The sequence below is a fragment of the Cryobacterium sp. BB736 genome (assembly GCF_014980265.1).
Lineage (GTDB): Bacteria > Actinomycetota > Actinomycetes > Actinomycetales > Microbacteriaceae > Terrimesophilobacter.
This window is the reverse complement of the sequence record NZ_JABXWQ010000004.1, coordinates 222,106-248,071: the sequence shown is the minus strand read 5'-3', so window position 1 is coordinate 248,071 and position 25,966 is coordinate 222,106. Positions and strand designations below refer to the sequence as shown.

Genomic DNA, 25,966 nt, shown 5'->3' with positions numbered 1-25,966 from the left:
GCGTTGCAGGATAGAGGCATGACCACGACCTCAGCGGCCCCGCGCCGCGCGCCGTCCCCAGAGTTGCGGGCGGCCATCGACAGCTTCCGGCCGGAAGCGGCACGCGGGTATCTCGGCGCCGCCTCCATCGGCCTGCCGACCAGGGAGACGATCGAGGCCCAGAAGAACGACCTCGAGCTGTGGGCGTCGGCGACGCGCAACCCGACGGACTACGACGGCATCGTCGACGCGACGCGGGCCAGCTTCGCCCGGCTGGTCGGCGTGCCGGCCGACAGTGTCGCCACCGGCTCGCAGACCTCGGTGATGGCGAGCGTCATCGCCGCCGCGGTGCCTACCGGTGCCGAGGTGGTCGTCGTCGACGGAGACTTCAGCTCGATCGTGTTCCCGTTCCTGCAGCGGCGCGACATCACCGTCACGAGCGTTCCGCTGGAGGAGGTCGCCTTCTCGGTCGGAGCGAACACCTGGGCGGTCGTCTTCTCCCTCGCGCAGTCGGCCACCGGCCGCATCGCAGACGTGCCGGCGATCATCGCCGCGGCCGCACGCTTCGGCACCCGCACGGTGTGCGACGTCACGCAGGCGGCGGGCGTGCATCCGGTCGACGCATCCGTGTTCGACGCGACCATCTGCCACGCCTACAAGTGGCTGTGCAGCCCACGCGGCGTGGCCTTCATGGCCGTATCGGACCGGTTCCTTGAGGAACTGGTGCCGGTGCAGGCAGGCTGGTACGCGGGCGACGATGTGTGGGCGTCCTGTTACGGCCCCGGTATGGAACTCGCGCCCACCGCGCGCCGCTTCGACGTCTCCCCGGCCTGGCCGGCCTGGACGGGCGCGGAACCGGCGGTGCGGATGTTCGCCGGTCTGGACATCGCGGAGGTCTGGGCCAGAACATCCGGGCTCGGCGACCAACTGTGCGACGCGCTCGGCATCGAGCAGCAGCACCAGGCGATCGTCACCTGGGAGGACCCGGAGAAGGCTGACGTCGGCAAGCTCATCGCCGCGGGCATCACGGTGTCCGGCCGCGCCGGCCGCGCTCGCGCCGCGTTCCACCTCTGGAACGACGAGTCCGACGTCGACGCCGTGGTGCGCGTGCTGCGCTGAGACCGCCGCCCTCCTCGCCCTAGACTGGTGTGCACCGCGCTCGCAGGGCCATCCCTGCGCTGATCCGCGCATCCCACCCACCTGGAGTTGAATAAACGTGGCCGACGCCTCCCCGCTTGAATCCGTCATCTCACTGGCCAAGCGCCGTGGTTTCGTGTTCCAGGCGGGAGAGATCTACGGAGGGTCTCGTTCGGCGTGGGATTACGGCCCGCTGGGTGTCGAGCTCAAGGAGAACATCAAGCGCCAGTGGTGGCAGACGTTCGTGCGCGGCCGCGAGGACATGGTCGGCCTCGACTCGTCGATCATCCTGCCGAAGTCCGTCTGGGAGGCATCCGGTCACGTTGCGACGTTCACCGACCCTCTCGTCGAGTGCCTGAACTGCCATCGTCGGTACCGCGCTGACCACCTGCTCGAGGAGTACGAGGACAAGAAGGGTCGCGCGCCGGAGAACGGCTGGGCTGACATCGTCTGCGCGAACTGCGGTACCCGCGGCAAGTGGACGGAGCCGCGCGAGTTCTCCGGACTGCTGAAGACGTTCCTAGGCCCTGTGGATGACGAGGCGGGGCTGCACTACCTGCGCCCGGAGACCGCACAGGGCATCTTCGTGAACTTCAACAACGTCGTGACCGCAGCTCGGCGCAAGCCGCCGTTCGGCATCGGGCAGATCGGCAAGGCGTTCCGCAACGAGATCACGCCGGGCAACTTCATCTTCCGCACCCGCGAGTTCGAGCAGATGGAGATCGAGTTCTTCACCCCGCCGACGGATGCGAACCAATGGTTCGACGAGTGGGTCGAGGCGTGCTGGAACTGGTTCGTCGACTTGGGGCTCAGCCCCGACAACCTGCGCAAGTTCGATGTTCCCGACGGCGAGCGGGCGCACTACTCGGCGGCCACAATCGACCTCGAGTACCGGTTCCGGTTCCAGGGCTCGGAGTGGGGCGAGCTCATGGGCATCGCCAACCGCACCGATTTCGACCTCGGATCGCACAGCACGGCATCCGGCACAGAGTTGAGCTTCTTCGACCAGGCCAGCGGCGAGCGGTACACCCCGCACGTGATCGAGCCGTCGTTCGGGTTGACCCGGTCGATGATGGCGTTCCTCGTCGAGGCGTACGCCGAGGACGAGGCGCCCAACACCAAGGGCGGCGTCGACAAGCGCACGGTGCTGCGGCTCGATCGGCGGCTCGCGCCGGTGAAGGCGGCGGTGCTGCCGTTGTCGCGCAACGAGCAGCTGTCGCCGATCGCCAAGGAGGCGGCCGCCGACCTGCGCACGCTCTGGAACGTCGACTACGACGACGCGGGCGCGATCGGCCGCCGCTACCGGCGTCAGGACGAGATCGGAACGCCGTTCGCGATCACCGTCGACTTCGACACCCTCGAAGACAAGGCGGTGACGGTGCGCGAGCGCGACAGCATGGAGCAGGAGCGCGTGTCGCTCGACCGGCTGAAGGGTTACCTCGCGGAGCGCCTGCTCGGCGTCTGACCGGCTCCATCGCCTCGAGCGGCTGGCCTTCCGGTCAGCAGGCGACTCCTGTTATGCAGGACATCCCTTGTTCTGCAGGACTTCTGAGACGAAACGGCCCCGGATGCCAATGAACTAGGCAATTCGGGGCCGAATCTCCTGCTTAACAGGGCCTGCGCAGCGGGGGCCCGCACATCAGATGGTGGGGGCCGCTGGCAGGGCGGGCGGCGTCAGCCGGCGGTGTACCCACCGTCGACGACGACCTCGGAGCCGGTCATGAACGACGACTCGTCACTCGCGAGGAAGGCGATGACATTCGCAACCTCTTCTGGCTCGCCGAGGCGACCCATCGGGGTGGTGTCTTCGAGGTACTTGCGGTCGGTCTCACCGAGGATCGGCGTGTTGATGTAGCCCGGGTGCACTGAGTTGGCGCGCACGCCCTTCTTGGCCCAGCCGAGTGCGGTGTTCTTGGTGAGGATGCGCACTGCGCCCTTCGCGGCCGCATAGCTCGGCCCGCCGAGTCCGCCGACGATGCCGTACATCGAGCTGATGTTGACGACCGCGCCATTGCCGGATGCCTGCAGCGCCTCGCTCGCGGCCTTCATGCCGAGGAACGCGCTGGTCTGGGTGACCGCGATGACCTTGTTCCAGCTTTCGACCGGGGTCTCCTCGATCGGCAGCGTGTCCCCGATGCCCGCGTTGTTCACGAGGGTCGTGAGCCCACCGTAGGTCTCCACGGTCTTCGCGACTGCGGCGTTCCAGTCGTCTTCGCTGGTGACGTCGAGCTTCACGAAGAGGGCGTTGCCACCGGCATCCGTGATCTCCTTGACTACAGCCGCACCGGCCTCTTCCTGGATGTCGCCGATCACGACGTTCGCGCCGCCAGCCGCGAACTGCTTCGCCGCTGCCTTGCCGATGCCGCTCGCGCCGCCGGTCACCAATGCTGTCTTGCCTGTGAATCGAGTCATGTCGATGTCCCTTCTCTCGTTGGGCTTGCCGCCCCGTTATAGATGCAAACGCATGAAATACGCCTTTCATTCCCGATGCAGGGAATGAAAGATACATACGCACCGGTTGTCTTGAGCATGAGCGAAAAGATCAAGGTTGACGTCTGGTCGGACGTGCAGTGTCCGTGGTGCTATATCGGCAAGCGGAAGTTCGAGGCAGGTGCCGAGCAGTTCGGTGGAGATGTCGAAGTCGAGTACCACTCCTTCGAACTTGCCCCTGACACGCCGGTTGACTACGAGGGCAGCACCGCCGACTACCTGAGCGAGCGCAAGGGAATGCCGCTCGACCAAGTGCACGGGATGCTCGCCAACGTCACCAACATCGCCAGCACCGTCGGCCTTGACTACGACTTCGACTCGGTCAAGCAGACCAACACCATCAAGGCGCACGAGTTGCTGCATTACGCGAAGGCCAAGGGCAAGCAGCTCGAGATGAAGGAGCGTCTGCTCAAGGCGTACTTCGAGGAGGGCCACCACGTCGGTCGGATCGAGGACCTCGCGGACCTCGCGGTCGAGGTCGGCTTCGACCGGGCGGATGTCATCCGCTCGCTCACCGAGGAAGAGTACCTGCCTGCGGTGAAGGCCGATCAGGCCCAGGCGATGCAATACGGCATCCGCGGTGTTCCGTTCTTCGTCATCGACGGCAAGTACGGGGTCTCCGGAGCGCAGGAAGCGGCGACCTTCGCGCAGGTGCTGCAGCAGGTGCGCGACGAGAAGGCTTCGTCGTGAGCGGCGACAAGCCCGTGTTCACGATGATCGGGGATGCAGATGCCGCGGCGTGCGTCGATGGCGTGTGTGCTGTCCCCGCGGTCGCGGCGTTGGAGAGCGAGGAGGCCGCTACAGCGGCTCCGTAATGTCCGTCACCGTCGCATCGAATGCGGCGAGGAGCTGATCGGCGTCGACGAACAGGCTGATGTCACGTTCGCCCGCGCCTAGGGATACCCGTTTGCCGACCATGCTCGCATCCGCGTAGACCGGCCAGGGTGTTGTGCTTCCAAGCGGGGTGATCGTTCCGCGGGAGTAGCCAGTCGCCTCGAGCGCCCGTGTCTCGTCCGGAAGTGACAGCTTGTTCACGCCGACCACCGCGCGCAGCTTTGGCCACGATATCTGGCGGTCGCCCGGGATGAGTGCGAAAAGGTATGAGCCGTCCTTGTGCTTCACCACGAGCGTCTTGACGATCGCCGACGGGTCGATCCCGAGCAGCTCCGCTGCGTGTTCGAGGCTCGTCGCCCCGACCCTGTCGACGATCTCGATGTCGAGGCCGCGTGCCGCGGCGTCCGCTTCGACGCGCTCGCGTCCGGATGGTTCGGTCATCCAGCCACTGTAGTTCGCCCGGCAAGAGCGATCACGTGCATTTGCCGCGCCCGAATTATGCTGTCGGCAGGGCGGCGCCGAGAGGGGAATCCACGTGCGTGTTCTCGAGGATGTGCTGGCCGGGCTCGAGAACGAGCTCGAGTGGGTGCGGCGCCTCTACACCGATCTCCACCGCCGGCCAGAGCTGAGCCTCGAGGAGCACACGACCTCGAAGCTTGTGCACGAGCACCTCGCGTCGTTCGGCTTCGATGTCATCCGCATCGGCGGCACCGGCGTCGTGGGCGTGCTTGCCAATGGTGAGGGACCGGTGGTGCTCGCGCGGGCCGACATGGACGCGCTGCCGGTCAGCGAGGCAACCGGGCTGCCGTACAGCTCGGAGGTCAACGGGGTCATGCACGCGTGCGGTCATGACCTGCACGTTGCCGCGCTGCTGGGGGCGGCCAAACTGCTCTCCTCCGCCCGCGGATCGTGGGCGGGCACCTACATCGCGTTGTTCCAGCCGGGCGAGGAGATCGGCGCCGGCGCGAAGGCGATGGTCGAAGACGGGCTCGTCGCCAAGCTGCCGAAACCGGATGTCGCACTCGCCCAGCACGTCATGCCGCTGCCGGCCGGAATCGTCGCCACCGCCGCCGGTCCTGTGCTGTCCGCAGGCGACTCGATCAAGATCACCGTCCACGGCGCGGGTGCCCACGGCTCGATGCCGCACCTGTCGGTCGACCCTGTGGTGCTCGCGGCATCCATCGTGCTGAAGCTGCAGACGATCGTCTCGCGAGAGACCCGACCGGGCGAGTTCGCGGTGGTCACGGTCGGCGCGCTGAACGCCGGAACCAAGTCGAACATCATCCCGGAGCAGGCCACCCTGCTGCTGAACGTGCGCACCTACGACACCACGTTGCGCGACCGCATTCTCGCTTCGATCGAGCGGATCGTCGCGGGCGAATGCGCGGCATCCGGTGCGCCCCGGCCGGCGGACATCGAGCCCTACGACAAGTTCCCGCTCACGAGCAACGATGCCGCAGTGACCGAGCGCGTCACCGCGGTCTTCACCGCCCACTTCGGCGCCGACACGGTGCAGCGTGCCGCTCCGCAGACCGCGTCTGAAGACTTCAGCCGGATCCCGGATGCGTTCGGCGTGCCGTACACGTTCTGGTTCGTCGGCGGGGTCGATCCCGCCGCGTACCAGCGCGCGGTCGACACGGGCACGGTGTCGCAGGACGTCCCGGCCAATCACTCACCGCGCTTCGCCCCCGTGATCGATCCGACACTGACGATCGGAGTGCAAGCGCAGGTTGTTGCGGCGCTCGCCTACCTCGCCGCGAAGGAGTAGCGATGTCCAGTTCGGCCCCGTCAGCCAGAGTTCAAACCGGATGGAAGTAGTGGCCGGGTGAAGCCGGGAAGAAGGCGCGCGCCGCACTTTCTGGGAGAATTGTCGGATGACTGTCCTCGACACCACCGCAACGAGCACCACGGGTGCGGGTTCGACGGTGCCGAACGCTGCCGTCCATGGGCTGAAGATCGGCCCGATCGAGCTGGACGCACCGGTCGTACTGGCGCCGATGGCCGGCATCACCAACACCGCGTTCCGCCGCCTGTGCAGGGAGTACGGAGCCGGACTGTACGTGAGCGAGATGATCACCAGCCGCGCCCTTGTCGAACGCACCCCGGCCACCATGCGGTTGATCTCGCACCACGAGTCCGAGACGCCCCGCAGCATCCAGCTTTACGGCGTCGACCCGAAGACGGTGTCAGAGGCGGTGACCATGCTCGTCGCCGAGGACCGCGCCGACCACATCGACCTGAACTTCGGATGCCCGGTGCCTAAGGTGACCCGCAAGGGCGGGGGAGCGGCGCTGCCGTGGAAGCTCAGCCTGTTCCGCGAGATCGTCGAGGGTGCAGTCAAGGCGGGTGGCTCCGTTCCCGTCACGGTGAAGATGCGCAAGGGCATCGACGCCGACCACCTGACCTACCTGGAGGCGGCCAAGGCTGCGCGCGACGCCGGTGTCGCGAGCATCGCCCTGCACGCCCGCACCGCATCCGATTTCTACAGCGGCAACGCCGACTGGTCGGCCATCGCGACCCTCAAGGAGACGGTGACCGACGTGCCTATCCTCGGCAACGGTGACATCTGGTCCGGCGCCGACGCGGTCCGGATGGTCGAGCAGACCGGATGCGACGGAGTGGTCGTCGGCCGCGGATGCCTGGGCCGGCCGTGGCTGTTCGGTGACCTGGTCTCGGCGTTCAGGGCCCGTGACGGTCACGCGGATGCCGAACCGTACGCCCAGCCGACCCTCGGGCAGGTTGCCGCCGCCATCCGGCGTCACACCGAGCTGCTCGTCGAGTTCTTCGATGATGAGGATCGCGCGTGCCGTGACATCCGCAAGCACGTCGCCTGGTACTTCAAGGGCTACCCGGTAGGCGGCGAGCTCCGCTCCGCACTGGCGACGGTGGAGAGCCTGCAGCAGCTCGATGACCTGCTCGGAACCCTCGACTGGTCGCTGCCCTACCCGGGCGAGGCGGTTGAGGGTCCCCGCGGCCGAGCCGGTTCGCCCAAGCGCCCTGCCCTGCCGGATGGCTGGCTCGTGAGCCAGGAGCTGGACGCCGCTCACCGCGGCCAGCTCACGGAAGGCGAAGCGGACACGACCGGTGGCTGAGGCGTACACCGCGTTCGACCGGGAGCGCGCCGTCCCCGAGGAGCACTCCAACCCACGTAGCGATTTCGCACGCGACCGTGCCCGCGTGCTGCACTCGAGTGCCCTGCGCCGCCTGGCGGCCAAGACGCAGGTGCTCAGCCCGACTGCGGGCGTCGATTTCGCGCGCAACCGGCTCACCCATTCGCTCGAGGTCGCCCAGGTGGGGCGCGAGCTCGCAACGAGCCTCGGCCTGGACCCGGATGTCGTTGACACGGCCTGCTTGTCGCACGATCTCGGGCATCCGCCGTTCGGGCACAATGGCGAGCGGGCGCTGAACGCGTGGAGCCTGGACATCGGTGGCTTCGAGGGCAATGCCCAGACGCTGCGGCTGCTCACCCGGATCGAGCCGAAGGTGTTCGGGCCCGACGGCCAGCCCTTCGGGCTGAACCTGACGCGCGCGAGCCTCGATGCGAGCTGCAAGTATCCGTGGCCTGCGAGCTCCGCGGTCGGCGACCCCAGCGGTCGCGCCAAGTTCGGCTTCTATGAGGACGACGAACCCGCCTTCAGGTGGCTGCGAGCCGGGGCACCCGATCGCCGCCTGTGCATCGAAGCTGAGGTCATGGACCTCTCCGACGACATCGCCTACTCGGTGCACGACTTCGAGGACGCGGTCGTCGGCGGCTACATCGACGTGCGTGCGCTCGACTCCCGCGTTGACCACGACGAGCTCGTCGACTCGATGTTCGAATGGATCGGCGGCGAGTTCGAGAAGAGCGAGCTGATCGCCGCCTTCGACAGGCTCGACTCCCTCAACGTCTGGCTCGCCGAATGGGACGGCAGCCGCCGCGCCCAGGCGGGCCTGAAGAACCTCACCAGCCAGCTCATCGGCCGCTTCGCGGCCGCCGCGACCAAGGCGACGATGGCCGAGCATGGCGACGGGAAGCTCATCCGGTTCGGTGCCACCATCGTCGTGCCGCGCGAGATCCGCGCCGAGATCGCGGTGCTGAAGGGCATCGTCGCCGCGTTCGTGATGTCCAAGAACACTCGGCAGCCGATCTACGCACGCCAGCGGGAGATGCTGCACGAGCTCGCCGACGCGATCCTCGCCATCGGCCCGGATGCGATGGACTCCGGATTCGCGGCGGACTGGGCGGACGCCGCGACAGATGCACAACGCAAGCGCTCCGTCGTCGACCAGGTCGCCAGCCTCACCGACCAGTCCGCACTGGCATGGCACGAGCGACTGGTGACCTCGCGCACCCGCTGACCCGTGAGCGTGCGGCTGGCCAGGTCCCACCCGCGGCCTAGAATCATCGCCATGGCCCTCATCCGACGCTCCGACATCGACGAGGTGCGCGCTCGGATCAACATTGTCGACATCGTCGGCGACTACGTGACGCTGAAGGGCGCCGGGGTCGGGTCGTTCAAGGGGCTCTGCCCGTTCCACGACGAGCGCAGCCCAAGCTTCCATGTGCGCCCGGCCGCAGGCTTCTACCACTGCTTCGGTTGTGGTGAGGGCGGTGACGTCTTCACCTTCCTGCAGAAGATGGATCACGTCACGTTCACGGATGCGGTCGAGCGCATGGCTGCGCGGATCGGCTACGAGCTGCACTACGAGGACGGCGGCAAGGGCCGCGGCGACCAAGGTGCCCGCTCCCGACTGCTCGGGGCGAACCAGGCTGCTGCCGAGTTCTTCGTCACCCAGCTGGCCACCCCGGGAGCGGATGCCGGCCGCCGTTTCCTCGGCGAACGCGGCTTCGACCCGGCTGCGGCCGCCCATTTCGGGGTCGGGTTCGCGCCGAAGAGCTACGACGCGCTGAGTAAGCACCTGAAGTCGCTTGGCTACACCGAGGAGGAACTGCTCGGTGCCGGACTCGTCGGTAAGGGCGACCGTGGCCTGTACGACCGGTTCCGCGGCCGCCTGGTGTGGCCCATCCGGGACACGACAGGGCAGACTTTGGGCTTCGGCGCCCGCAGGCTGTTCGACGACGATCAGGGTCCGAAATACCTGAACACACCGGAGACCGCTGTCTACCACAAGTCGCAGGTGCTCTACGGACTTGATCTCGCCAAGCGCGACATCGCGCGCGGCAAGAAGGTGGTCGTGGTCGAGGGTTACACCGACGTGATGGCCTGCCATCTGGCCGGAGTCACGACCGCGGTCGCCACCTGTGGGACCGCGTTCGGCGGCGACCACATCACGGTGCTGCGCCGTGTGCTCGGCGATGTCGCGAACTCCGACACCACGGCGACCGGAGAGGTCATCTTCACCTTCGACCCCGACGAGGCGGGTCAGAAGGCCGCGAGCCGAGCCTTCGCCGAGGAGCAGCGGTTCGCCGCGCAGACCTTCGTCGCCGTCGCGCCGGAGGGACTCGACCCGTGCGACCTCCGCTTGCAGCGCGGCGATGGCGCTGTGCGTGCCCTCGTCGAGAGCCGCAAGCCCATGTTCGAGTTCATGATCCGCCGCCGGCTCGCCGACCACAACCTCGACACTGTCGAGGGTCGCGTGGCGGCGCTGCGGGCCTCAGCGCCGGTGGTCGCAGGCATCCGGGATCGTGCGCTGCACGCCGGCTACATCCGCAACCTTGCGGGCTGGCTCGGCATTGACCCGAGTGACGTCGCCAAGGCAGTTGACGCCGTGGACAAGGGAGCGCCAGCGGGGCAACCGAGGCGTCCGCAGGGCGATCCTCAGGAGCAGCCCAGCCAGAGCGCCGAGAGACCGCGTGCGTCGATCACCGACCTCCCGTCCGACCCTGCGACCCGGTTGGAGAGGGATGCCCTGATGGCGATCCTGCAGCAACCGGCCGAGGTGGGCCGTGAGTATGCGACCCGGGCCAGTCAGGTGAGGATGGCCAACGCATCCCTCGCTGTCGTGCGTGACGCGATCGCGGCCACCCTCGACGACTTCGAGTCGCCCCAGTGGCTGCAACGGGTCATCTCGGAGGTGCCGGAGCCGTTCGCGGATCTGGTGAAGCAGCTCAGTGTCGCCCCGATCCCGGAGCAGGATGGGCGCGAACTCACTGTCTACTGCAAAGGGATCACAAGCTCTCTCATCGCCCGCGACCTGCTATCGCGGAAGGCAGACCTGCTCGGCAGGCTGCAGCGAACGGATGCGACGGCCGAGCCAGAGCGTTTCCGTGAGCTCCAGACCGAGCTCGTGCGGGTAGAGCAGGAGCGGCGGACGTTCGGCCCGGACTAGCCCCCGGGGGTCGAGCTTGTCGAGATCCGCGCATTCCGGTGGTCTAGCTTGTCGAAACCCGTCGCCGGGCAGAGTTCTCCCCGAGTGCTTCAGGTGGCCCGATGTCGCTCCGCGGTTCGGAGGGCGTCGTTGAGTGCCGGGGATTTGGATGGCATCGGCCTGGGTGTCTGGGTGGGGTCGATGTCGCGGGGTGGGATGAGCCAGAACCGGGCTAGCGGGTCGTGGTCGCGGGTTTCGATCTCCCAGCCCTCGTCGTGCAGCAGCAGGTGGTGGTGGCGGCAGAGGAGGATGCCGTTGTCGATGTCGGTTGTTCCGCCGTCGCGTTCCCACCAGCGGATGTGGTGGGCCTCGGTCCACTCGGGGGGTCGGTCGCAGTCGGGCCAGGCGCAGCCGCCGTCGCGGGCGGCCAGCAGCCTTCGTTGGGCCCGGTTGAAGAAGCGCTGCTCCCGGCCGAGGTTAACCGGGAGGGGGCGGTCGTCGAAGACGATCAGCTCGATGCCGTTCAGGCAGGCGTTGCGTTCCACCGTGGCGATCGACACCGGGTAGGGCTGGCCTTCGATCCAGCCCCGACCGCTGCGCTCCTGCAGATCTGTGGCGGCCACCAGCACACGCACCGCGGGCCGGTTCACCCCGACCACACCCTGCGGGTCGGTGTCAAGGGCCAGCTGGATCAGCTCCAGCATCCCGTCCGAGGCCAGCTGCTCGGTGGTGCGGGTGTCGGCCATAATCTGCTCCGCCCGCTCCCGCTCCGGACCGGTGGTGAAGCGGGGTCCGCCCCGGCGGGGTGAGGTGAGCTTGTCGTAGACGTCATCGATCAGGGCGGCGCCCTCCGGGTCGAGGTCCCAGGTGTACCGGGTCATCCCGTCGTCCCGCTTCCACCGGCGGAAGGAGCGCAGCGCCCGGCGCTGCCGCTCCCGCTCCACGATCCCGGCCGCATCCAGGTCGTCCCGGGCGGTCCGGGCCAGCCGCAGCATGCCCTCCGCGTCCAGTGCGCCACCCGGCGTGGTGCCGGCCGCACGCTCAGTTGCGGCGGCAACAAGCTTGGTTGCCGCGGCGGTCAAGTCTTCGGTCGTGACACCGGGTCCGGGCCGGCCCAGCCCGGTGCGGATCGCCTCGGCACCGGCCACCGACAGCGCCCCGGTCGCGACGGCCCTCCCCACCGCGGCCAGCCAGGGTTCGGTCATCATGCTGGCAAGGCCGACCGGGTCGTCGATCCCGTTGGCTTCGGCGTTCTGCAGCAGGTCGGCGTCATTCATCATGGTACCGACCCGCACCAGCGTGGTCGCCTCCCGGGCAGTCGAGCCGGTCACCCCACGGATCAGCGCCTCCGGGGTGCGGAACCCCTCCTTCCGCGCCAACCCGCCGAACCCCGCCTCCACCGATGAGCGGCGCACCACCTCACCGGCCAGCACCGACGCGCAAGCATCAAGACTGCGCTTCGCCTCCGCCAACGACCGCTGCGCCGCCAGAAGCTGCTTGTCACCCAGCCACCGGGCACCGGGCGCGTCGGCGCCGATCCGGGCCGCCGCGGCCAGCAGCACCTCGAGCGAGGTGCTGAACGTAGCTGCGGAAGATCTCATGCATCAATTGTCCCAGCCTCGAACACAGCTACACAAGCATATTTGAGAATCTGTTAGAAACTACTTTCCGGGCCACCTGTGGAGGAGCAGTCAGACCCAGGTTCCGCGCCCTCCCGTTGCAGATAAGTAACGTCTCCCGCTCCCTGAGAGTTACGTGAGCGATCGGCTCAGGCTGCTGTGTTAAGACTGACGGTGCAGCGAGGGGCCTCAACTGCGTTCAGTGGCGGCCCGTTCTCACAACAGAAAAGGGGTAGACGGACATGACATCCGCATCATCGTCGCGCAAACGCGCACTGGCCGTGCTTGGCGGTACCGCCGCCGCGGTCTTGGTCCTCAGCGGTTGCGCCGGTGGCAATACCGGCGGTGACGACAACGGCTCCGACGCGATCATCGTAGGAACGACCGACAAGGTGACGACACTCGACCCGGCCGGCTCGTACGACAACGGTTCGTTCTTCCTGATGAACAACGTCTTCCCGTTCCTCATGAACTCGGTTCCGGGAAGCGCAGAACTCGAGCCGGACATCGCCGAATCGGCTGAGTTCACGGCGCCGACGGAGTTCACGGTCAAACTGAAGGAGGGCCTCGAGTTCGCCAACGGCAACCCGCTCACCTCATCCGATGTGAAGTTCAGCTTCGACCGCCAGGTCGCGATCGCCGACCCCAATGGGCCGAGCGCGCTGCTCGCCAACCTCGAGAGCACAGAGGCGCCGGATGACACGACGGTCGTGTTCAACCTGCTGGCGGAGAACGACCAGATCTGGCTCCAGATCCTCTCCAGCCCCGCTGGCGTGATCGTCGACGAGGACAGCTTCTCGCCAACCGAGGTCACCCCTGATGATGAGATCGTCGACGCCAACGCATTCGCGGGCCCGTACACGATCACCCGGTACGGCTTCAACGACCTGGTGCAGTTCCAGGCCTACGACGGCTACCAGGGCCTGCTCGGAACCCCGAAGACGCAGACGATCAACCTGCGCTACTTCGCCGACCAGTCCAACATGAAGTTGGCCGTTCAGGAGGGTGACATCGACGTTGCGACCCGCAGCCTCTCGGCCACCGACGTCGAGGACCTGTCGAACAACGACAACGTGACAGTCCACACCGGACCGGGTGGAGAGACCCGGTACATAGTGTTCAATTTCAACACGATGCCGTTCGGCGCCTCGACTCCCGAAGCTGACCCCGCGAAGGCTCTCGCAGTGCGTCAGGCGATGGCAAACGTGATCGACCGCGCCGAGATCTCCGACCAGGTCTACAAGGGCACCTACGTGCCGCTGTACTCCTACGTTCCGGATGGCCTGCCCGGCGCCACCCAGCCGTTGAAGGACCTCTACGGTGACGGCAACGGCGGCCCGGACGTCGACAAGGCAACAGCCCTTCTCGAGGAAGCCGGCGTCACCACGCCGCTCGCGATCAACCTGCAGTACAACCCGGACCACTACGGTGCGAGCTCGGGTGACGAGTACGCGCTCGTGAAGTCGCAGCTCGAGGAATCCGGCCTCTTCACGGTCAACCTGCAGTCGACCGAGTGGGTGCAGTACAACGAAGACCGAGTCGCTGACGTGTACCCGATCTTCCAACTGGGTTGGTTCCCGGACTACCCGGACGCCGACAACTACCTGTCGCCGTTCTTCCGCACGGAGAACTTCCTCGTGAACCACTTCAGCGACCCTGCGGTGGATCAGTTGATCGCCCAGCAAGCGGTCGAGCTTGACGAGGACACCCGCCTGCAGATGCTGGGTGAGGCCCAGGAGATGGTTGCGGCCCAACTGTCCACCCTTCCGCTCCTGCAGGGCGCTCAGGTGGCTGTCGCCGGTACCGACATCGACGGTGTCAGCGACACGCTCGACGGTTCGTTCAAGTTCCGCTTCACCACACTGAGCAGGTAGTCGGACCGACGGTCTGGGGCTAAAATCGTCCCCAGCCGTCTAGGGGGTGACTCGCACCACGCGCGGGTCACCCCCTTCCATGCACGTTCGGCTCATCAGTTAGGCGGTCATGACAACCACTGAGATTTCCCCGTCGGCGCCACCGGATGGCACGACGACCGAAAGGGTGAAGGGCGGAGGCAACCTCGGCCGCTACATCCTGGTCAGGCTGCTGCTCATCATCCCAACGGTGTTCATCCTCGTGACGATGGTGTTCATCCTGATGAGGCTCATCGGCGACCCGATCACCGCCTCCCTCGGCGGCCGGCTCAGCCCGGACCAGCTGGAGGAGCGCAAGGAAGCCGCCGGATACAACCGGCCGATCTGGGTTCAGTACGTCGAGTACATCGGCCAGGTCTTCACCGGCAATTTCGGCACCACCATCAGCGACAACCGTCCGGTGAGCGAAGTGCTCCTCACCTACGGCGGCGCGACGGCCGAACTGGTCTTCTATTCGCTCATCGTCGCTTTTGTTGTCGGAATCCCCCTTGGGCTGCTGGCCGCCTATCTGCGCGACCGGTGGCAGGATGCCTCGCTTCGCGTGTTCGCGATCCTCTGTTACGCAACGCCGGTGTTCTTCTCCGGGCTGCTTCTCAAATTGGTCTTCTCCGTCTGGCTCGGCTGGCTTCCGGTGTCTGGGCGCGCATCGACCAGAACGGAACTCGACCTCCTGCTGCTCGATAACCCGACCGGCATCTATCTGATCGACGCGTTCCGCACCGGGGACATGGATAACGTCTGGGACGTGCTCGCCCACGCTGTCCTACCCGCCATCGCCCTCGGCCTGCTCACCGCCGGGGTCTTCCTCCGGCTCGTGCGCACCAACGTCATCGGAACGCTCGGGCGTGAGTACATCGACTCAGCCCGGTCACGCGGCGTCGGCGAGCTGCGTCTCGTCAGGAAGCACGCCTACAAGCCAGCGCTCATCCCGATCATCACTGTGATCGGCCTGCAGATCGCCCTGCTGCTCGGAGGAGCTGTCCTCACCGAGACCACGTTCGAGTGGAAGGGCCTCGGCTTCATCCTGGTCGAGTACCTGTCGTCGCGTGACTTCGTCGCAGTGCAGGGGATCGTCGCCCTGCTCGCGGTGATCGTCGCCGTCAGCAACTTCATCGTCGACATCATCGCCGCGCTCATCGACCCGAGGGTGAGGTACTGACATGGCTGCGACACCCGTCGTCGTGAACCCCAAGGGCAGCCTGTGGTCGCGGCTGCCGCTCGTCAAGCAGCTGGCGCAAAGCGTCGGACTGCAGCGCGGGATGCTTGTCGCCGGCCTCGTGCTGGTGGCGCTCTTCCTGCTGACTGCCGCCCTTGCACCGCTGCTCGCGCCTTACGGTTTCGCGCAGCTGCGGGACGAGTCCGGCCGCTTCGGTTCACAGCAGCCGCCGAGCGCTGAGCACCTGTTCGGGACCACCGTCAGCGGCTATGACGTCCTCTCGCGCACGATTTGGGGTGCCCAGACAGCGGTGCTGGTGATCGTCGTGGCCGTCACCATGTCACTCATCATCGGGGTGCTGCTCGGTGTTTTCTCCGGCTACTTCGGCGGCACGCTCGACCGCATCCTCGTCGTCGTCTGCGATGCGATCTACGCGTTCCCGTCCCTGTTGCTCGCGATCGTCATGTCGATCGTGATCTCGGGTGGTCAGTCGAGCCTGCTCGGCGGGATCATGTCGGCGGCGATCTCGATCACCGTCGTGTTCATCCCGCAGTACTTCCGTGTTGTGCGCGCTGAGACCGTACGCATCAAGGCGGAGGCGTTCGTCGAGTCGGCGAAGGTCATCGGCGCGAGCAACATGCGCATCATGTTCCGGCACGTGCTGCGCAACGCGACCAGGACTCTTCCGCTGATCCTGACGCTCAACGCCTCTGAGGCGATCCTGACACTCGCCGGCCTCGGCTTCGTGGGCTTCGGCATCGAGCCGACGAGCGCCGCAGAGTGGGGGTACGACCTCAACAGGTCGATCGCGGACGTCTCATCCGGGATCTGGTGGACCGCGCTCTACCCGGGTCTCGCGATAGTGCTGGTGGTGCTCGGCATCACCCTCGTCGGGGAGAGTCTGAACGACCTCGCCGACCCGCGGCTGCGCACTCGTCACCGGGCCATCGCCTCGCCCGCTGCCGCGGCGACGGCGAATGAGGTCGACGAACTGGAGAAACCCGAATGAGCAGGCTTGCCAAGGGCGAGCAGGCCGCTCGCATCGAGGACCTCGAGGTCACCTTCGCCACCGACAGCGGCGACGTCCGAGCGGTCGACGGGGTGAGTCTCCACGTCGCGGCGGGTGAGGTGCTCGCGGTGGTCGGGGAGAGCGGATCCGGCAAGACCGTCACCGCGAAGACCATCCTCGGCCTGCTGCCGGAGACCGCAACGACATCCGGAGCCGTGTTCATCGGGCAAGAGAACATCGTGCAGGTGTCCGGCGAGCGGCTGCGCCAGCTGCGCGGCACCAGCGTTGCGATGGTCTTCCAGGAGCCGTCAACCGCACTCAATCCGGTGTTCACGGTCGGCTGGCAGATCGCGGAGGGTCTTCGCGCACACGGCAACTACAGCAACGGCGAGCTGCGTGAGAAGTCGATCGACATCCTGCGGAAGGTCGGCATCCCGGATCCTGAGCACCGAGTCGACCACTATCCGCACCAGTTCTCCGGAGGCCAGAAACAGCGCATCGTCATCGCTATGGCGCTCGTGCTCGACCCAGAGCTCATCGTCGCCGACGAACCGACGACGGCGCTCGATGTCACAGTGCAGGCGGAGATTCTCGACCTGTTGCGACGCCTCCGCGACGAGTTCAACGCGGGCATCCTGCTCATCACCCACAACATGGGCGTCGTCGCCGACCTGGCCGACCGCGTTGCCGTGATGTACCAGGGTGAAGTCGTCGAACAAGCCACGGCCACGGAGCTGTTCGCCAATCCGCAGAACGACTACACCAAGCGCCTGCTCGCCGCGGTGCCATACATCGGTGCAGGCAGGGAGGCGGCCCGCGCACGGGCGGTGGAGCGGGACAAGGTCAACGCCGAGCCGGTCGTCGTGGCGCGAGGCCTCGAAATCGTCTACCCGGGGCGCTTCGGCCGCGGCGGGTTCCGCGCCGTCGCGGGGGTCGACTTCGAGATCGGCCCGCGCGAAGTGCTCGGCCTGGTCGGCGAGAGCGGCTCCGGAAAGACGACGATCGGAAGGGCGATCGGTGGCTTGACCAGGGTCACCGGCGGTTCGCTGATGGTCCTTGGCACCGAGTTCAACGGGGCCAAGGAGAGCGACATCCGACCGCTTCGCAAGGACATCGGTTTCGTCTTCCAGGACCCGGCAACCAGCTTCAACCCGCTGCTCACGATCGCGGAGGCCATCGCGGAACCGCTTGTCGTGCACTCAGAGGCGGCGAATCCGGATGACGCACGGGCGAGGGTCAACCAGCTGCTCGAGGCAGTGCAGCTGCCGATCGGCTTCGGAGACCGCTTCCCGCACGAGCTGAGCGGCGGCCAGCGCCAGCGCGCCAGCCTCGCCCGAGCGCTCGCGCTGCGGCCGAAGCTCCTGATCGCCGATGAGCCTACGAGTGCGCTCGACGTGTCGGTGCAGGCGCGTGTGCTCGAACTGTTCGCCGAACTGCAGCACGAGTTCGGGTTCGCGGCCCTGTTCATCAGCCACGATCTCGCCGTGGTGGATATGCTCGCCGACCGCATCGCCGTGCTCTACAAGGGGGAATTGGTCGAAGAGGGAACCGGCGAGCAGGTGCTCGGCGCGCCCCAGCATCCGTACACCAAGCGGTTGCTCGCTTCCCTCCCCGTCCCCGACCCGATCGAGCAGGGGAAACGCCGCGAAGAACTGCGTCTCCTGCGGGAGGCGCCCTGATGCCGGTCATCGACGCCAACGATCTGTCAGTTCACTACCGGTCGCGTGACGTGCGCTCGCGCACCCTGGCTCTTAACGGCGTGACCTTCCAGGTGCAGGTCGGCGACTTCCTCGGAGTGGTCGGTGAGGCGGGCTCCGGCAAGTCGACGCTGGCGGCAACGGTCGCGCTGCGCGCAGGCAGGGGAGACCCGGAGATCGGCTACCCGGAGATCTTCGGCGGCTCGCTCAGCGTGCTCGGGGCGAAGGCGCGCAACATCAACCGCTTCCGGCGGGCACGCACGCAGTTCCACATCGGCTACCTGGCGCAGGACGGCGCCGAGCGGCTGGATGCCCGGCTGACCTGCGCAGAGAATGTCGCGGAGCCGATCTACTCCCGCGACCGAAAGTTCAGCTCCCGCGAGGCGGGCACGGCCGTCGCGACGCTCATCGACTCGATGCGGCTGCCGCTGTCTGTCATGCACAAGTACCCGCACGAGCTGTCCAGTGGTCAGCGTCAGCGCATCGCGCTCGCCCGTGCACTCGTGCTCGAGCCGGCGCTGCTGGTTGCAGACGAACCGACCCGCGGCGTGGACGTCACGGTCCGCGAAGAGGTGCTCGATGTCATCCGCGACCTGCGGACGCAGCGCGAATTCTCCGCGCTGATCGTCAGCAGCGACCTCAAGGTCGCGGCAGGCCTGACCGATCGCGTGCTGGTGCTGCAGCGGGGCATGGTCATCGGTGACGGCACGGTCGAGGAGGTGCTGCGTGACCCGCGGCATCCGTACCTGATGGACCTGGCGCGCATCGCGCGCTCGGCCCAATGATGGGGGAGCGAGAAGCGCAGCACCGGTCGGTGGGCGCGGTTGAGCTGCACCTGGGCGACGAAGCGCGGCCAGAGCCCGGGCCGATCGCGGTGCTGCCCGAGGCCGAGGAGTTCTTCGTTCGGGCGGTTGAATCGGCCGGCGGCACCGTTGCCCCGCTGTCGGATGCGACGCGCGGTGTCGTCTGGCTCTCCAACGAGCGTGCGGCCGAGTTCGCGCCGATCCTGGCGTCGCACCCTGGGATCAACTGGGTGCAACTGCCGTTCGCCGGAGTGGACGCGTTCCATGAGGCGCTGGCGGTCCGCCACGCAGAGCGAGATATCGTCTGGACGAGCGCGAAGGGCGCGTACGCGCAGCCGGTAGCCGAGCACGCGCTTGCGCTCACCCTGGCGGCCCTGCGTGGCCTGCCTGAGCGTGCCCGCGCGACCGAGTGGGGCGGCAAGTACGGGCGGTCGCTGTACGGGCTGAACGTGGTCATCGTCGGAGCCGGTGGCACCGCGCTGGAGCTCGTACGGCTGCTGGAGCCGTTCGACGTGCGCGTGACGATCGTGCGGCGCCGCGCGGAGCCGGTGGCCGGGGTGGCGGCCACGGTGACCAGCAAAGGTCTCACGGAGGCGCTCCACGACGCCGACGTGCTGGTCCTCGCTGCCGCGCTGTCCGCCGAGACGGAGCGCCTGATCGGTGCGCGCGAACTCGCGAAGATGAAGCCCGAGGCGGTGCTGGTTAACATCGCCCGCGGCCGGATGGTCGACACGGATGCCCTCATCTCGGCGCTGCGGGACGGCCGCTTGGCCGGTGCAGGCGTGGACGTGACGGACCCGGAGCCGCTGCCTACCGGGCATCCGCTCTGGTCGGCGCCGAATGTGATCATCACACCGCACAGCGCCGACACGCCTGAGATGGTGGATCCGCTGCTCGCCGAGCGGGTCGCCGTGAACGTGCGCGCGTTCCTCGGACACGGCCCGTTCGTCGGAGCGGTCGACCCGGCATCCGGCTACTGAACCCGCGCCACATCGCAAGACTGCGCAAACCGGCAGTCTCACGCGCCAAAACGCAGGTCTGTGCAGTCTCGCGCGATTGGTGATGAGGTTTGCGCCGACCCGGTGGCGGGCGTGGCAAAGGTGCCCCGAAGTATTTGCTAGAGTGGCTAGTCGAAACGCCATAGTCCTCGATAGCTCAATTGGCAGAGCAGCCGGCTGTTAACCGGCAGGTTGATGGTTCGAGTCCATCTCGGGGAGCTCCACAAGAAGTCGCGACACGTCTACGTTCAATTAGTCGGCCACGGCGACCAGTTCATCGGGTGCCCAATCAGTGATGCCCCTAATGCGTCGGCTCATTGCTGAATGAGTCGCCTTGAACAGCCTCGCCTACCGGTCCGCCTCTCTGACCTCGTGGGCGTGCGAGCACAAGTGGGGAACACACGAGGCCGGTCACTGCGTCCGGGTGCGGTCAGGTAGTCGCCGAGCCTCGCCCGGTGCACTCGACGAAGGGCCGATGGCCGTATTTCCGGCTCGCCGCCGACGCGAACGCTCGACACGACGCGAATCGTGGACCGCGAACCGCATGATTCAGGCACGCAACCCGATTAACTACAACCAGACGTAGAAAGCCAAATAAAGGGAGGACGTGTGTTCATAGTTTCAATCGCGCTGTTCGTGCTGATGATGGTTGCATTCATCGTTAGCGTCGGCAGCCGAAAGAGCGCCGACCGCGAGGTTAGCGCGTTCGGCGCTAAAGCCAAGTGGGTCGGAGCAGGTGCCGGAGTGCTCGCCATCATCTTCATCTTCGTGGCGTCGACCTACACCCAAGATCCCGGCCAGGCGAAGGTGCTTCGCGCATGGACGGGCGACATCGTTGGCCAGTCGACGACCGAAGGGTTCAAGTTCAAGGCGCCGTGGGTCGACACCATTGACTACGACATCCGCAACCAGCAGGTGATCTTCGCGCTGACGACCGAGAACCTGGACGGCCACAACAGGCCGAACGGACCGCAGATCACCGTGCAAGACCGCGAGGGTGTGACCGCGAACATCGACATCACGGTGCGCTACTCCATCAAGCCGGACTCGGTGACGGAAATCTACAAGCGTTACCAGACACAGGAGAACTTCGTGTCTCGGTTCATCGAGAACGACATCCGCGCGGCCGTTCGCACCGTGCCGGCAAAGTACGGCACGCTCGAGCTGCTGAACAGGCGCGCCGACGCTGAGCGTGACATTCACGACTACCTGCTCGAGCGCTGGGACAAGCACGGCGTCACCGTCGAGACCGTCTCGTTGCAGGAAATTCGCTACTCGGATGACGTCAAGCAGCGCTTCGACGACGCGCAGGCTTCCCGCATCAGGGTCGAGCAGGCGAAGGCCGACCTCGAGGCGACGGAGGTCAGCGCCCAGCAGAAGGTCGTGCAGGCACAGGCCGAGGCTGAGGCAAACGCGATCCTCAACGCCTCGCTGACTGACGCCATCCTCCAGCAGCGCTACCTTGACACGCTCAAGGAACTCGCGGCGGCAGGCAACCTCGTGGTTGTGCCCGAAGGGTTCAACGGGCTGGTCAGCGTCCGATAGGCGGCCGGGCGGACGGCATACTCCGGGGTTCGAGTCCCAGGCGCCCACAATAAATAGGCCCTATACGAGGGCCCCGGCAGTTCCACTGCGAACTGCGAGGCCTCAACAGTTGCTCGGTTGCGCCTAGGATGGCTGTCAGTAACTGAAAATGCTTTACGCGCGGCGGGAGAGCCTCCCTGGTGAGGCGCCGTAGGAGCAACCTCCCCGGGAATCTCTCAGGCCCACGTACCGTCACGCACAGGCAACTCTGGAGAAAGCGGCCAGCCGCTTACCGAAGGTGAATGACGCACGACGAAGTGCCCATGCGTTGAAACTCTCAGGTACGAGGACAGAGCGGGGACCATGTCGACCATGGCGGTCGACAGTGACGAAACGGGTGTCCTCCCATGACCATCGCACCAGAATCCGCTACCGCTTCCACCGAGTACAGTCCGGAGCTTCTCAGTCGAACGCTTGACGACTTCGATCCCGAGGTGGCCGCTCTCATCGGCAAGGAGCTCGAACGCCAGCGCACCGGCCTCGAGATGATCGCCTCCGAGAACCACGCACCGCTGGCCGTCATGCAGGCGCAGGGCTCGGTTCTCACCAACAAGTACGCGGAGGGTTATCCCGGACGTCGTTACTACGGCGGATGCGAGTACGTCGACCAGATCGAGCAGCTCGCCATCGACCGGGTCAAGGAACTGTTCGGCGCTTCTTTCGCCAACGTGCAGCCACACTCTGGAGCCACCGCGAACGCCGCCGTGATGCACGCGCTGCTGTCGCCCGGCGACACCATCCTGGGACTGTCGCTGGCCGACGGCGGGCACCTGACACACGGCATGAAGCTGAACTTCTCCGGCAAGCTCTACAACGTCGGCTCGTACGGGGTCTCAGAGGACGACTACCGCGTGAATCTCGACGACGTCGCACGGGCAGCGCGAGAGCACAAGCCGAAGCTCATCATTGCCGGCTGGTCGGCGTACCCCCGGCAGCTGGACTTCGCCGGCTTCCGCCGCATCGCCGACGAGGTCGGCGCGTTGCTCATGGTCGACATGGCCCACTTCGCCGGTCTGGTCGCGGCTGGCCTGCATCCGTCCCCGATCGAGCACGCCCATGTCGTGACCAGCACGACCCACAAGACTCTGGGCGGACCACGTGGCGGCATCATCCTCACGAACGACGCCGACATCGCCAAGAAAATCAACTCGGCCGTGTTCCCCGGCCAGCAGGGCGGGCCGCTCGAGCACGTGATCGCGGCCAAGGCGACAGCGTTCAAGATGGCCCTCGCCCCAGACTTCCGCGCCCGCCAGGAGCTGACCCTGATCGGCGCGAAGCTGCTCGCCGAGCGGCTGAACGCCGATGACGTCCGGTCCGCGGGCATCACCGTGCTCACTGGCGGGACGGATGTTCACCTCGTGCTGGTGGACCTGCGCGACGCGGCGATCGACGGTCGCCAAGCCGAAGATCGCCTCGCGGCGGTCGACATCACGGTCAACCGCAATGCGATCCCGTTCGATCCGCGACCCCCGATGGTGACCTCGGGTCTGCGCATCGGAACGCCGGCGCTGGCCGCGCGAGGGGTCACGCCGGAGGACTTCCGCGAGGTTGCCGACATCATCGCGCTGACCCTCACTGCGGGCGAGGACGCCGACCTCACCCCGCTGCGGGAGCGCGCGCAGGCGATCGCAGCCAAGTACCCGCTCTACCCGGCACTGCCCTCCGGCGCCCAGGCGGGCACGCCATGACAATCAGCGTCTTTGACCTCTTCAAGGTCGGCATCGGGCCCTCCAGCTCGCACACCGTGGGGCCCATGCGCGCGGCCGAGCGGTTCGTGCGCGAAGTCGCCGAACGGATGCCGCTGGAGCGCATCACAGAGATCGGCGTCGACCTGTACGGTTCGCTCGCCGCGACCGGGGCCGGTCACGGCACCCTCAACGCGGTGCTGCTGGGGCTCGAGGGCAGGCGTCCCGACACCATCGAGGTGGCCGAGATGGAACAACGGCTCGCCGAGATGCGTGAGAATCCGTCCGTCCGCCTCGGCGGCGTGAAGGACCTGCCGTTCGGTGAGCGCGACATCGTGCTGCACCTGCAGGAGTCGCTCGACTTCCACCCGAACGGGATGCGACTCACAGCGATCGCCGGCGACCTCGGCCGGCAGCATAGCGAAACCTTCTACTCGGTCGGCGGCGGTTTCATCGTCAACGAGGACGAGGCGCAGCGGGCGGTACCAGCGTCGTCCACACACTGGCCGCTGCCGTTCTCCTCCGGGGCAGAGCTGCTGGAGCTTGCACGGGAGCATGGCTCGTTCAGCGCGGTGATGCTGAAGAACGAGAGCGCCCTGCGCACCGACGAAGACGTCCGTGCGGGGTTGCTGCACATCCGGAACGTCATGGTGGAGTGCCAGGAGCGGGGGATGCGGCGTGACGGCACCCTGCCAGGCGGCCTCGGCGTGCCCAGGCGCGCCCACGACTGGCACCGTCAGCTGGAGCGCGACGATCCCCACCGCAAGCCGGAGTTCGCGCAGGACTGGGTGAACCTGGTCGCCCTTGCGGTCAATGAGGAGAACGCTTCGGGCGGGCGCGTGGTGACAGCCCCCACCAACGGTGCCGCCGGGATCATCCCCGCAGTGCTGCATTACGCGATGCACTACACGGATGCCGGTGCTCGCGACCGCGACGACGCTGCCGTCCGATTCTTGCTCACCGCGGGGGCGATCGGCTCGCTGTACAAGGAGCGAGCCTCCATCTCCGGTGCAGAGGTCGGCTGCCAGGGGGAGGTCGGGTCGGCAGCATCGATGGCCGCCGGTGCCCTCGCCGAGGTTCTCGGCGGCACGCCCGCTCAGGTGGAGAACGCCGCGGAGATCGCAATGGAGCACAGCCTCGGTCTCACCTGCGACCCGATCGGTGGGCTTGTGCAGATCCCGTGCATCGAGCGCAACGCCATCTCGGCGGGCAAGGCGATCAACGCCGCGCGCATGGCACTGCGCGGTGATGGCACCCATCGGGTGACTCTCGACGAGGTCATCGAGACGATGCGCGTCACCGGTCGGGACATGATGTCGATCTACAAGGAGACCTCCCGCGGCGGGCTGGCCGTGCACGTCTCGGTGAACAACATCGAGTGCTGAACGCGTAGCCGATGAGATCTCGTCGTGGGTTCACGATAATCTCGACTCGCGCGCCGCATTCGCGCGGTCGAATCAGGATGCGTGACGAAAGGCAATCATGGGCGAGTGGCTCGGGGGTGAGTTCAGCGCCCCGGTAGTGGTGATGATCGCCGCCGCGGTGGTCGCGGCAGTGGTCGTCGTCGTGCTGCTGGTCCTCTGGCTGCGCGCTGCCCGCCGTGGCCGTGCTGAGCACCGCCGTCGCGTGCAGGTCGAGCGCGAAGCACTCGACCTGGAGCTCTCGCTGCGCGAGCAGCTGGGGCGCCTGCGCATCGTGCGCGAGCTTGGGGATGTTGCGGTGCACTCGACCTCGGTGATCGTCAGCCAGGCGGATGGCGCGCGCTTCGCCGCGCAGAACGACCCCGCTGTCGCCGCGCGGACGGCCGGCAACATCGCGGATGCCGCCCGGTCCACGCTCGCCGACCTCCGCCGCGTCATGAATGTCGTGCGCGAGGGCGAGGCGAGCGTCGCGCCGCAGCCGCGACTGAAGACCGCCCGTGACCTGTTCGGGGTCATGCGGGACGCAGGCCTCGGCATCACCTTCGACGAGGACGGAACGCCGTTCCAAGTTCAGCAGGCGGCCGAGCTCGCGATCTACCGCATCCTGCAGGAGGCCCTGTCCAACGCGCTGAAGTATGGAGGACCCGGCACCGAGGTCAAGGTCTCGTTCAGCTGGCGGGGCGAGGGCCTGCAGGTGCTGGTCGACGACGACGGCGCCCGCAACCAGGCACGCTTGGCGGGCCAGGACAGCGCCGAGTCGCCGTCCAAGGGCTACACGGAGCGCGACGACCTTGCCGCCTTGACTGCGGACGTGATGGGACCGGGCATCACCGAGATGAAGGAACGCGCGACCCTCTTCGGTGGCGTGTTCAGCGCCTACCGTGTGCCGGGCGTCGGATTCTCGATTGCCGTCGTCTTCCCATCCCTGAAGCACCACAACGGTGTCCACAGCGTCGATCTGGGGCGTTCGTGATCCGCGTCGCGATCGCCGACGACCAGAAGCTGCAGCGCGAGGGGTACCGGCTGGTGCTGGGGTCGCAGGCGGACATCGAGGTCGTCGGGGAAGCGGGCGACGGTGCGACGCTGCTGGCGCTGGTGCGCCGGAAGCAGACGGATGTCGTGCTCATGGACATCCAGATGCCGCGCGTCGACGGGTTGACGGCAGCGCAGCGAGTGGTGGGCGACGCACGCGTGATCGAGCGAAACGGTGTTGCCCCGCGCATCCTGCTGATGACCGCCGTGGAACTCGACGACCACCTCGCCGCGGCGGCCGAGGCCGGCGTCTTCGCGGTGCTGTACAAGGACATTGCGCCGGAGGCGCTGCTCGAGGCTGTTCGTTCGGCGGCCGAGGCGGCGGACTTTGGAATCGCACAGCGTGTCGAAGACTGAGTC

General features: G+C 66.9%; 22 protein-coding genes, 1 tRNA gene and 1 riboswitch. Of the genes, 20 read left to right on the top strand and 3 right to left on the bottom strand.

Annotation, left to right across the window (positions count from 1 at the left end; genetic code table 11):
- Positions 1–18: 18 nt before the first annotated feature.
- Both IRG63_RS10695 and IRG63_RS10690 read left to right on the top strand, forming a co-directional pair.
- Entirely contained in the window at positions 19–1,098 is a 1,080-nt protein-coding gene (locus IRG63_RS10695) for an aminotransferase class V-fold PLP-dependent enzyme (protein WP_193510095.1), read from the top strand.
- A gap of 97 nt (positions 1,099–1,195) precedes the next feature.
- Complete coding sequence (locus IRG63_RS10690; RefSeq protein ID WP_193510094.1) at positions 1,196–2,581, top strand: glycine--tRNA ligase; 1,386 nt, start codon at positions 1,196–1,198, stop codon at positions 2,579–2,581.
- A gap of 209 nt (positions 2,582–2,790) precedes the next feature.
- Here IRG63_RS10690 and IRG63_RS10685 read toward each other — a convergent pair whose 3' ends face one another.
- Positions 2,791–3,528: an SDR family NAD(P)-dependent oxidoreductase gene (locus tag IRG63_RS10685; protein WP_168627485.1), complete on the bottom strand. Its 738-nt coding sequence runs from the start codon at positions 3,526–3,528 to the stop codon at positions 2,791–2,793.
- A 117-nt stretch (positions 3,529–3,645) separates the two neighbouring features.
- Between IRG63_RS10685 and IRG63_RS10680 the strand changes: the two genes are divergently transcribed.
- Both IRG63_RS10680 and IRG63_RS13940 read left to right on the top strand, forming a co-directional pair.
- The gene (locus IRG63_RS10680; RefSeq protein WP_168627484.1) at positions 3,646–4,296 is read left to right on the top strand and encodes a DsbA family protein; all 651 of its coding nucleotides are present in this window, start codon (positions 3,646–3,648) and stop codon (positions 4,294–4,296) included.
- The gene (locus IRG63_RS13940; protein ID WP_255506679.1) at positions 4,293–4,421 is read left to right on the top strand and encodes a hypothetical protein; all 129 of its coding nucleotides are present in this window, start codon (positions 4,293–4,295) and stop codon (positions 4,419–4,421) included. The genes IRG63_RS10680 and IRG63_RS13940 overlap by 4 nt, the downstream gene beginning before the upstream one ends.
- Here the strand turns inward: IRG63_RS13940 and IRG63_RS10675 are convergent.
- The gene (locus IRG63_RS10675) at positions 4,405–4,881 is read right to left on the bottom strand and encodes an aminoacyl-tRNA deacylase (RefSeq protein WP_193510093.1); all 477 of its coding nucleotides are present in this window, start codon (positions 4,879–4,881) and stop codon (positions 4,405–4,407) included. The genes IRG63_RS13940 and IRG63_RS10675 overlap by 17 nt on opposite strands.
- A 94-nt stretch (positions 4,882–4,975) precedes the next feature.
- Between IRG63_RS10675 and IRG63_RS10670 the strand changes: the two genes are divergently transcribed.
- The 4 genes from IRG63_RS10670 (at position 4,976) to dnaG (ending at position 10,710) form a co-directional block, all read left to right on the top strand.
- Positions 4,976–6,208, top strand: a complete 1,233-nt coding sequence (locus tag IRG63_RS10670) for an amidohydrolase (RefSeq protein ID WP_168627482.1) — start codon at positions 4,976–4,978, stop codon at positions 6,206–6,208.
- Between the two features lie 106 nt (positions 6,209–6,314).
- Positions 6,315–7,532, top strand: coding sequence for a tRNA dihydrouridine synthase DusB (gene dusB / locus IRG63_RS10665; RefSeq protein WP_193510092.1), 1,218 nt, complete (start codon positions 6,315–6,317; stop codon positions 7,530–7,532).
- Entirely contained in the window at positions 7,525–8,778 is a 1,254-nt protein-coding gene (locus tag IRG63_RS10660; RefSeq protein WP_168627480.1) for a deoxyguanosinetriphosphate triphosphohydrolase, read from the top strand. The genes dusB and IRG63_RS10660 overlap by 8 nt, the downstream gene beginning before the upstream one ends.
- 51 nt (positions 8,779–8,829) lie before the next feature.
- The gene (dnaG, locus tag IRG63_RS10655) at positions 8,830–10,710 is read left to right on the top strand and encodes a DNA primase (protein WP_193510091.1); all 1,881 of its coding nucleotides are present in this window, start codon (positions 8,830–8,832) and stop codon (positions 10,708–10,710) included.
- 89 nt (positions 10,711–10,799) lie between these two features.
- On the opposite strand, the gene IRG63_RS10650 is transcribed toward dnaG, so the two are convergent.
- Entirely contained in the window at positions 10,800–12,290 is a 1,491-nt protein-coding gene (locus IRG63_RS10650; RefSeq protein WP_193510090.1) for an HNH endonuclease signature motif containing protein, read from the bottom strand.
- A gap of 260 nt (positions 12,291–12,550) precedes the next feature.
- On the opposite strand from IRG63_RS10650, the gene IRG63_RS10645 reads away from it, so the two are divergent.
- The 12 genes from IRG63_RS10645 (at position 12,551) to IRG63_RS10590 (ending at position 25,963) form a co-directional block, all read left to right on the top strand.
- Positions 12,551–14,182, top strand: coding sequence for an ABC transporter substrate-binding protein (locus tag IRG63_RS10645; protein ID WP_168627477.1), 1,632 nt, complete (start codon positions 12,551–12,553; stop codon positions 14,180–14,182).
- A gap of 109 nt (positions 14,183–14,291) precedes the next feature.
- Positions 14,292–15,380, top strand: a complete 1,089-nt coding sequence (locus IRG63_RS10640; RefSeq protein WP_193510089.1) for an ABC transporter permease — start codon at positions 14,292–14,294, stop codon at positions 15,378–15,380.
- Between the two features lies 1 nt (position 15,381).
- A complete protein-coding gene (locus tag IRG63_RS10635; RefSeq protein WP_168627475.1) occupies positions 15,382–16,386 on the top strand; it encodes an ABC transporter permease in 1,005 nt (334 codons plus the stop codon).
- Entirely contained in the window at positions 16,383–18,065 is a 1,683-nt protein-coding gene (locus IRG63_RS10630; protein ID WP_168627474.1) for an ABC transporter ATP-binding protein, read from the top strand. Before IRG63_RS10635 ends, IRG63_RS10630 begins: the two co-directional genes overlap by 4 nt.
- Positions 18,065–18,868, top strand: coding sequence for an ATP-binding cassette domain-containing protein (locus IRG63_RS10625; RefSeq protein ID WP_227412048.1), 804 nt, complete (start codon positions 18,065–18,067; stop codon positions 18,866–18,868). The genes IRG63_RS10630 and IRG63_RS10625 overlap by 1 nt, the downstream gene beginning before the upstream one ends.
- An 89-nt stretch (positions 18,869–18,957) precedes the next feature.
- The gene (locus IRG63_RS10620) at positions 18,958–19,866 is read left to right on the top strand and encodes a D-isomer specific 2-hydroxyacid dehydrogenase family protein (RefSeq protein WP_370566251.1); all 909 of its coding nucleotides are present in this window, start codon (positions 18,958–18,960) and stop codon (positions 19,864–19,866) included.
- A gap of 164 nt (positions 19,867–20,030) precedes the next feature.
- Positions 20,031–20,103 (top strand) — tRNA-Asn (locus IRG63_RS10615).
- Between the two features lie 390 nt (positions 20,104–20,493).
- On the top strand, positions 20,494–21,429 hold the full coding sequence (locus IRG63_RS10610) for an SPFH domain-containing protein (RefSeq protein ID WP_193510087.1): 936 nt from the start codon (positions 20,494–20,496) through the stop codon (positions 21,427–21,429).
- A gap of 153 nt (positions 21,430–21,582) precedes the next feature.
- Positions 21,583–21,670: riboswitch (glycine riboswitch) on the top strand.
- 145 nt (positions 21,671–21,815) lie between these two features.
- Positions 21,816–23,156 carry a serine hydroxymethyltransferase gene (glyA, locus tag IRG63_RS10605; RefSeq protein WP_193510086.1) on the top strand — a complete coding sequence of 447 codons (1,341 nt, stop codon included), beginning with the start codon at positions 21,816–21,818 and terminating at the stop codon, positions 23,154–23,156.
- Complete coding sequence (locus IRG63_RS10600) at positions 23,153–24,538, top strand: L-serine ammonia-lyase (protein ID WP_193510085.1); 1,386 nt, start codon at positions 23,153–23,155, stop codon at positions 24,536–24,538. Before glyA ends, IRG63_RS10600 begins: the two co-directional genes overlap by 4 nt.
- Positions 24,539–24,635: 97 nt before the next feature.
- The gene (locus tag IRG63_RS10595) at positions 24,636–25,547 is read left to right on the top strand and encodes a sensor histidine kinase (protein WP_168627470.1); all 912 of its coding nucleotides are present in this window, start codon (positions 24,636–24,638) and stop codon (positions 25,545–25,547) included.
- Positions 25,544–25,963, top strand: a complete 420-nt coding sequence (locus IRG63_RS10590; protein WP_168627469.1) for a response regulator transcription factor — start codon at positions 25,544–25,546, stop codon at positions 25,961–25,963. The genes IRG63_RS10595 and IRG63_RS10590 overlap by 4 nt, the downstream gene beginning before the upstream one ends.
- Positions 25,964–25,966 lie beyond the last annotated feature (3 nt).

Coding starts and splice junctions, on each gene's coding strand:
- dnaG (WP_193510091.1), top strand. CDS start 8,830: ATGGCCCTCATCCGACGCTCCGACATCGACGAGGTGCGCGCTCGGATC.
- IRG63_RS10680 (WP_168627484.1), top strand. CDS start 3,646: ATGAGCGAAAAGATCAAGGTTGACGTCTGGTCGGACGTGCAGTGTCCG.
- IRG63_RS10630 (WP_168627474.1), top strand. CDS start 16,383: ATGAGCAGGCTTGCCAAGGGCGAGCAGGCCGCTCGCATCGAGGACCTC.
- glyA (WP_193510086.1), top strand. CDS start 21,816: ATGACCATCGCACCAGAATCCGCTACCGCTTCCACCGAGTACAGTCCG.
- IRG63_RS10675 (WP_193510093.1), bottom strand. CDS start 4,881: ATGACCGAACCATCCGGACGCGAGCGCGTCGAAGCGGACGCCGCGGCA.
- IRG63_RS10595 (WP_168627470.1), top strand. CDS start 24,636: ATGGGCGAGTGGCTCGGGGGTGAGTTCAGCGCCCCGGTAGTGGTGATG.
- IRG63_RS10650 (WP_193510090.1), bottom strand. CDS start 12,290: ATGAGATCTTCCGCAGCTACGTTCAGCACCTCGCTCGAGGTGCTGCTG.
- IRG63_RS10685 (WP_168627485.1), bottom strand. CDS start 3,528: ATGACTCGATTCACAGGCAAGACAGCATTGGTGACCGGCGGCGCGAGC.
- dusB (WP_193510092.1), top strand. CDS start 6,315: ATGACTGTCCTCGACACCACCGCAACGAGCACCACGGGTGCGGGTTCG.
- IRG63_RS10645 (WP_168627477.1), top strand. CDS start 12,551: ATGACATCCGCATCATCGTCGCGCAAACGCGCACTGGCCGTGCTTGGC.
- IRG63_RS10640 (WP_193510089.1), top strand. CDS start 14,292: ATGACAACCACTGAGATTTCCCCGTCGGCGCCACCGGATGGCACGACG.
- IRG63_RS10635 (WP_168627475.1), top strand. CDS start 15,382: ATGGCTGCGACACCCGTCGTCGTGAACCCCAAGGGCAGCCTGTGGTCG.
- IRG63_RS10625 (WP_227412048.1), top strand. CDS start 18,065: ATGCCGGTCATCGACGCCAACGATCTGTCAGTTCACTACCGGTCGCGT.
- IRG63_RS10695 (WP_193510095.1), top strand. CDS start 19: ATGACCACGACCTCAGCGGCCCCGCGCCGCGCGCCGTCCCCAGAGTTG.
- IRG63_RS10600 (WP_193510085.1), top strand. CDS start 23,153: ATGACAATCAGCGTCTTTGACCTCTTCAAGGTCGGCATCGGGCCCTCC.